Annotated in this window: 7 protein-coding genes; all 7 read right to left on the reverse strand. The window is 42.5% G+C overall.

The window, feature by feature from the left end:
* Window positions 1–328: 328 nt before the first annotated feature.
* On the reverse strand, window positions 329–988 hold the full coding sequence (gene ribB, locus BCT81_RS25115; protein ID WP_061031904.1) for a 3,4-dihydroxy-2-butanone-4-phosphate synthase: 660 nt from the start codon (window positions 986–988) through the stop codon (window positions 329–331).
* A gap of 22 nt (window positions 989–1,010) precedes the next feature.
* Window positions 1,011–1,712, reverse strand: coding sequence for an NAD(P)H-flavin reductase (gene fre, locus BCT81_RS25120; protein ID WP_102426225.1), 702 nt, complete (start codon window positions 1,710–1,712; stop codon window positions 1,011–1,013).
* Between the two features lie 5 nt (window positions 1,713–1,717).
* Entirely contained in the window at window positions 1,718–2,851 is a 1,134-nt protein-coding gene (locus tag BCT81_RS25125) for a long-chain fatty acid--CoA ligase (RefSeq protein ID WP_102426226.1), read from the reverse strand.
* Window positions 2,852–2,936: 85 nt separating this feature from the next.
* Window positions 2,937–3,911, reverse strand: coding sequence for an LLM class flavin-dependent oxidoreductase (locus BCT81_RS25130; RefSeq protein ID WP_102426227.1), 975 nt, complete (start codon window positions 3,909–3,911; stop codon window positions 2,937–2,939).
* 26 nt (window positions 3,912–3,937) lie between these two features.
* A complete protein-coding gene (locus BCT81_RS25135; RefSeq protein WP_061031580.1) occupies window positions 3,938–5,005 on the reverse strand; it encodes an alkanal monooxygenase in 1,068 nt (355 codons plus the stop codon).
* A gap of 35 nt (window positions 5,006–5,040) precedes the next feature.
* A complete protein-coding gene (locus BCT81_RS25140; RefSeq protein ID WP_061031581.1) occupies window positions 5,041–5,958 on the reverse strand; it encodes an acyl transferase in 918 nt (305 codons plus the stop codon).
* Window positions 5,959–5,973: 15 nt separating this feature from the next.
* A partial coding sequence (locus BCT81_RS25145) for an aldehyde dehydrogenase family protein (RefSeq protein ID WP_102426228.1) occupies window positions 5,974–7,228 on the reverse strand: 1,255 nt, incomplete at its 5' end.

The raw sequence follows: 7,228 nt of genomic DNA on the forward strand, positions 1-7,228 counted from the left end.
GTCAAGTATTGTGAGTTATTATTCACTCTTGAGTTTGTAAAAATAACATATGACAATTTCTCAAAGATTGTATGGCTAAATGATAGTTGTCCAAAAGCTTCTCCGGTTGAATTTTACCCGTGGTACTTTCTAACTCGACAGTGCCCCAAACCTTCTTAGAGCCTGTTTGCTTTTAGATAAAGCTGAGTAATGCCACTGGTCGCTGTCAAATTGGCAACAGCTTGTCGCTAAATTGTGAAACAACCTGTTTCACAATTTATTCCTGATCCTTTCCTATTTAGTGCTTCTATTCATTCGCATCCTGTTCAGGGCTCTTCCCTACTATAAGTTATCCATTCTTTTTGTAGCACGATGTATTTCGATACTCAACAATGTCTTCTATCGTCAGAACGGGCATTTTGTGAAGTTTCGCAAACACAATGGTTTCAGCCAGTTTTGCCATAGTACCATCTGAGTTGGTAAGCTCGCAAAGCACACCAAATGGGACAAGGTTAGCGAGCTGCATTAAGTCAACAGTCCCTTCTGTATGACCTCGACGGGCCAGGACGCCATTGCTTTTAGCAACCAAAGGAAAAACGTGTCCCGGTCTCGCAAGATCTTCCGGTTGAGCACCAAAATGGATCGCTGTTTTTACTGTTGTCACACGGTCCTTTGCTGATACTCCTGTTGTAACCCCCTCTTTAGCTTCGATTGACACCGTAAAAGCCGTTTGGTTTTTACTTCGGTTATCTTCCACCATAGGAGGCAATTCCAACGAGTTCGCTCGCTCTTGAGTTAGGCACAAACATATGATTCCACTGCACTCTCTGATCATCAGCGCCATTTGTTGCTCTGTCAGGTATTGAGCAGAAAAGATCAAGTCACCTTCATTTTCGCGGTTCTCATCATCCATCAATAAGATACCATTGCCATGTTTAAGCGCCTCAATAGCTCGTTCGACTCTTTGCAGAGGATTACCAAACTCCTCTAAAAGTGACGTAGACTCCATGATTTCATCTCCTTGAAGGTTGTTATAAATAAGCGAATGCATCGGAATAAAGTTGGTCTAGCTCTACACCTTTCTCTTTACAAAATTCTGTCCGAGCGGACTCAACCATTTTGCCAGGGCCACATAAATAGATATCGAATTCAGATAGGTTCCTGAAATCACTCATCACACACTCTAGAACCCGCCCTTGCTTTGAATATTGCGGAGAGCTTGAGACTTCAGTAATAGGAACATACCTAACATTTCTGTTTTTATAAGCAATATCAACCAACTCATCATGCACATACAAATTGTTCATATCTTTTGCCCCCCAATAGATGTAAATCGGTTGTGTAAACCCATGCTGTAAACAGTTTCTCAAAATACTCAATGTATATGACATACCTGTGCCGCCAGCAATAAGCAATAATGGTTTTGCACTCTCACTGCGCAGCCAAGCGTCACCTCTGGGCTCACTCACTTTGATTTTTTGAGCGCTAAGCCAAGCATCGGTAAGCTCATCAATAACAAGAATATTTTTATCACTAAGCTTTGACCCTCCAATATGAAGTTCTAAAAAATCACCTTTAAAAGGACAAGAGGCAATAGAAAGTGGTACATCGCCACAATTTAAACTGAGGTTGATGTATTGCCCTGCTCTAAAATCAAATGGTTGATCTGGTCTCAATACTACCCGGAATATAAAGCTGGTAAGTGGTTCTATTTTTTCTACCGTACATAACATCACATTCACCCCTTCACATTCTTAGTCATAATCGATTGAGACAAACTCAGTGCGCACCCTTTTAGCCCTCTCGTATTTACCCGTCTAACGATTTCGACCGTTATCCCTGGCCTTTCTCCCTCTTCCTCTCTCACGATGCCAATATCATCGGTGACCAAGAAACAGGGATAACTCACCGCCGACGCATCCATATAGCTCATTAGCCCCGGTTCCCCATTTGGCAAAGGTTTAAGAGTGATGGGATCCAAGGCTCTCGCAAACACCCAGGGTGGTACTCTTTTTTTATGTTCTTTATCTTCGAAAAAGCAAGTATTCAACTCCACTTGGTTGAAGGTATCTCGGATCTGTTGGGAACTGTCTAAGTTAAATGTTTCAAACAGAAGTTGATTGAAAGCCTCTCGATCGAGAGATTGGTCTTGATGCTTCTTCCAGCCTCCACCCGTAATTATGTAAAGATCGCTGCCACAATTGAATTCTCGCCCTTGTTTACGCATAAAATGACAAAGCAGGTAGATGAAATAAGGAGGGCCAATAAGACAAATGGTTTTACCCTTTTTCTTAATCCTCTCCATGTTTTCTAACGTTGCTTCAAAATCGATTTCATCTTCGTTCACAGTAAAAGCTGTTGGATAAAGCAGCTCGACCAAGCTCATCACATATTTGAACCAAATGTTATTGGCGTTAAAGCGGTCCGGGCCTAAATTGACCAACTCCATTTGATGATCAAACCAATCACCAACATAGTTCATGCCGAAATTGACCGAACCAAGCAGGCGCTCTATGCTCAATCGGTCTCTGGCAACGATACTTTTTATTCCACTAGTACCGCTGCTTGTGAATCGATTCTCAACGTCAGCGTCTTCGACTGTCAGTAACGTTCTTAGTTTGAAGATTGAAGTTGGAAAAACAGGGATATCGTTGAGGTCAGATACGTCCTCTTTCATACCTAATGTTTGGCAGAAATGACGATAATCCTCATTATTTTGATAATGATACCGGTACGCTTCTTTAACAAGACGCGAAGTCAATTGCTTCTGTTGCTGCAAAGGCCACTGCTGTGGTGTGCCCATAAAAATCAAGTCATCGATTTCTGTGCTTGCCGCGATATTTTCCTGCTTGACCGCTGAAAGTACGTCCATATAAATGCCTATATAAATAAGCGCGATTGCGCATAGAGATGGAGAAAGGGGCGTCAATGTAGCCCCTTTATGTGCTGGTATGATCTTAAGAGTGGTATTTCACAATGTTGGCATTCACAACATCGATAACCGCTCTTTGCTGCGTCGTGTCTGCGATTGACTCAAAAGACATCAATACATCAGAAGCACCACAACACTCGATTGCGATACGGGCTGATTGAGTGCTTTCTTCATAGGTGCCAATGGCGTTTTCAGACAACAATTCGGACATTTTTGTGGAGAAATCACTATTTGGGTAAGACTCGCGAACATATTCTGCTAAATACTCATGCGTTTCAGCTCTTGCTTGGTCGCCATCAATATTCTGGTTGATTAAAAGAGTTAGCTTATGGCGCACTTTCGCTATATCTACACCGTGCTCGTTAGCAACGTCGTTGTAGAGCATCGCGTATTCTTGGCGCTGAGCATTGGAATCATCCCACTTAAACACAAGAGCAAGACCTCGCTTCGCTGCCCATTCGACCACTTCTTTACTCGTGGCATTCACAAACTGAGCAGGACCACCTTCGGTATAAGCATGTGGATTTACAGAAATCTTTGGAAAACTGAAAAAATCGTTCTCAGGGTGGCTATAACCCGTTGAAAAAGCATCATTGATGACTTCATAACATGCATCAAATACCTGAAACTGCGCATCGGTCGGGCGATTAAAAAAGCGCATATCCGAACTTTTTTCGCAATCACTAAAACCAAAAACAAAGCGCCCTTCACTCATCTGGTCAAGCAGGCAAGCTTCTTCGGCAACGCGGACAGGGTGATGAGTGGTGATGACATGATTCAAAGAGGCCACTTTGAGATTTTGAGTCATACCAAGTAAAAAGCCCGCAACCGTCAACGGTGCCCCAACGGCTCCATAGTTCGAAAAATGATTTTCATACACAGCAACAGTATCAAAGCTAAGCTGGTCGGCGTAATGAGCGGTATCTAACATCTCTTCAATGACTTGATCTGAAGATTGTTTTGAGTTCAAAAAATTGAGGAAGAATAATCCAAATTTCATGTCCCTTTCCTTATCGAAAATAATTATTACTGTTTCTCTTTGAGGTATGGCATCACATCAGATTGAAAGAGCTTCATGGATGCGATGATCTCTTCTTCTGAACCGTTAGCTTCAAAGCCGCAGCAAATGTTGTTGATGCCCGTAGCATCAATATCCTGCTGGATAATTGCGATGCATTCTTCAGGCGTGCCTACTGGATTGATTTCATAGCTGTAATCAATACGACGATTCGTGTCTTTATGACCTTTCAAAACAAAATCGCGCCATTGACCTTTGTTAAAGTCGTACCCTTTGGTCTGATTGGAGTCGTCAAAAATGGTGGTGGCATTCACGTAAGAGTCATACCAATGGCCAAGGAAGTTTCGGCAAATTTCTTTGGCTCTCTCTGAATCATGATCAACCGAGGTAATGTAAGATAGGCAGTGGTCAATTTGGGTAACGTCGTAGCCATGCTCCGCCGCGATTTCATTGTAAAGATCGAGCTGTGCTTTCTTTTCATGCGTATTAATGATCCAACTTAAGATCATTGGTAGCCCTCGCTGTGCGGCCCATTCCGTTGTAGACGCTGATTCAGCAACCACATAGACAGGCGCGCCACCTTTGGTGTGCGCAGCAGGGTTTAACTGTACACGAGGAAATTTAATATGCTCGTTATCTGCGGCCATATAACCTTCTTCAAAGCCTTCTTTCATCAAGTCATACCAACAATCCATCAGTGCACGGCTGTTATCCATATCAGTCCCAAACACTCGGAAGTCCTTGTCGTATAATCCGCGGCAGATACCGAAGCGGAATCGCCCTTTCGACATTTGATCAAGCAAGTTAACATCTTCAGCTTGTCGGACAGGATGCGCCGTTGGTAACACAATCGCAGCGGTACCAACATTAAGATTTTCAGTCGCACCAAGTAAGTTCGCAGCAGCCACATATGGGTTACCCAATAAACCGAACTCAGTAAAGTGATGCTCTAATAACCAAACGGTATCGAAGCCACAACTTTCGGAGGCTTTGCCAAGGTTAACCAATCGCTTCATCACTTGTGTCTGATCTAACTCAGGTGGTTGATAAGTGAGAAGGAAATTTCCAAATTTCATAACGTTTCCTTATTTATTGGTGTTGCAGATAAGCATTAAGCTATTTCTAGCGTGCGGCTTTCGATTTCGGCTTTTAGACGGCGCTCATTGACCGTCGCGATGGTGAGCTGCTCAAAATCAGGCTCAATAAAATCAACATCGATTTCGAGACTGCCATCATCCATTGCGATCGAGGCTTTCGTCACAGATTGATAAAAGTTACGTAAGACAACTAAATTCTCACCCAAGTCGTGAGAGCTCCCAAGCAGGGAGTACAGCTTGCAATTGCCACTGCTAATTTGGGCTAGCATTCCGTAGACTTCATCTTGCTTTACCCAATCATCGTTGTTGGCGGTAAATGCAATTAATGGAACAGAGGTATGAGCGACCTTGGCAAGCGTAGATTCCAAAGTATCCCAATGATGCTCAAAACAGTCGCGAACAAATACTTCAGAACCAAGCTTGTGTCCTTCGAAGTCAAGGTCGTTTGGTAACTCATCGATCGGTAAACTTAGATAATCAAACCCAAGTGCTTTTTCCAGCGTGTCACGCAGATTGACGACACCAACAGCGGTAATGAGGAAAGACAAATCAAGATCAGCAATAACCTCATAAGCCACACGAGCCGACAAACTTGCGGCAATGAGTCCGATGTTCGAAATGCCCTTTTGTTGTAGCCAGTGATAAACATTGCATAAGCTGTTTTTTCCGGTGGTCATCGTAAATTCGTCGATAGTGCCAGAACTCAAACCGACGTGATGAAGTGAGTCATAACGAAATACATGGAACCCATTTTCAGACAGGTATTCTGCGAGACCAGCAAAGTGATCCATTCTCCGAGCGAACCCAGAAGCAATAAGAATGGTATTGTTTTTAGCGGGAACACTCTTATTCGGAGGTGTTTCCCAGATGTGAATATTCTGACCATTATTCACGTTCAGCACGTGAGAAATAGTCTTGCATTGACTTTTCATTATAAACTTCCTTATTTAAGGGACAAAAACTAGAAACTTATCTTCTTCAAGAAATCGGGTTTGCTCTATTTCTACGGGCACGTCCTTGGTGGTGAAACTATATGGTCTTTCGTGCGAAACAAATCGAACTAAACGCTGTAATGGTCGCATCGAATCATGTGCACCGCCTGCTCTAAATATATTATTCATCCCTGACTCAACTATTCGCTCAACACCTTTTTTAGCAAATATATCTCGGTATTTAATTGAAGAAATCCAAGGATAAAAAGAAATAGTTTGAGTTTGATGTTTATCAATATACTCAACAACGTCTTCCACCTTTTCTATCCTGTGAATATAGACACAACGCCTTAGAGGGTGGTTATATTCAATACCAGCGTCTGATTCTATTAGCATCCATTTATTATCTGGTTCAGATATAACATTGAGACCTGAGAATTGGCACTCTAATCGAGTGAATGAAAACAAAGCCTCTTCATCAAAACTTTGCCTAGACTTCGGGAGAATATTTTCATAAAGACATAATTTTTCTACTAACTTATCCTTAAAAGCTTCGTAGTTGTCTCCACAAAAGTATATATTCTGGGTAGAGAAACAAGCATTCTGGTCATAGAAGCAAATATCGTGAGCAACGCCAGACGCCGCTTCATCTAAGTTGGTCGGCTCATCTAAGACCGTAAAACTTTTTTTAGGGCCAAACTTCAAAACATCGATATGTGAAGGCGAATGCTTAACCGCCCAATTAATCGCATCATGCCCTCCCCAAGCGGCAACCGCATCCATATGGCTAATGAGCTCTTCCGCAACTGTCGTATCAGCTTTATGGGGCCAATAAACGATGGAAAGTGACTTAGAAACCGGGTGTTCTGGATTAACATCAATGAAGCTCATCGCCAAAGTATGTGCTGTAAAAGGATCAGAAGCCGACATTCGAACGATATTTTGGTTTTTAGTTAGAATACCGCGCAATATCGAGGTCACACCTGAGAGCGGGACATTACCTGCGAGCAAGTGCATCAATCGCCCTTTAGGAAATGCTCTTACATAACACTCTCCTTGTGGTAACCACTCATCTTGAATATGTGTTGACCCGAGCTCAGTATTCACAATGTCATATAGCGCACTTTTAGAGCATAGAATCATTGCGATCCAATTGGCCTCTAATTTTGCCATTTGTGGTGAATAACCCAAATAGGTAATTAGATTCCTAATATACGTTCTTCTTCTCGAATACTCTTCATTCTTCCATCGTTGTCCCACTGTATATAGG

It is taken from the genome of Vibrio sp. 10N.261.52.A1 (assembly GCF_002876325.1).
Classification (GTDB): Bacteria; Pseudomonadota; Gammaproteobacteria; order Enterobacterales; family Vibrionaceae; genus Vibrio; species Vibrio chagasii.

Coding starts and splice junctions, on each gene's coding strand:
- ribB (WP_061031904.1), bottom strand. CDS start 988: ATGGAGTCTACGTCACTTTTAGAGGAGTTTGGTAATCCTCTGCAAAGA.
- fre (WP_102426225.1), bottom strand. CDS start 1,712: ATGTTATGTACGGTAGAAAAAATAGAACCACTTACCAGCTTTATATTC.
- BCT81_RS25125 (WP_102426226.1), bottom strand. CDS start 2,851: ATGGACGTACTTTCAGCGGTCAAGCAGGAAAATATCGCGGCAAGCACA.
- BCT81_RS25130 (WP_102426227.1), bottom strand. CDS start 3,911: ATGAAATTTGGATTATTCTTCCTCAATTTTTTGAACTCAAAACAATCT.
- BCT81_RS25135 (WP_061031580.1), bottom strand. CDS start 5,005: ATGAAATTTGGAAATTTCCTTCTCACTTATCAACCACCTGAGTTAGAT.
- BCT81_RS25140 (WP_061031581.1), bottom strand. CDS start 5,958: ATGAAAAGTCAATGCAAGACTATTTCTCACGTGCTGAACGTGAATAAT.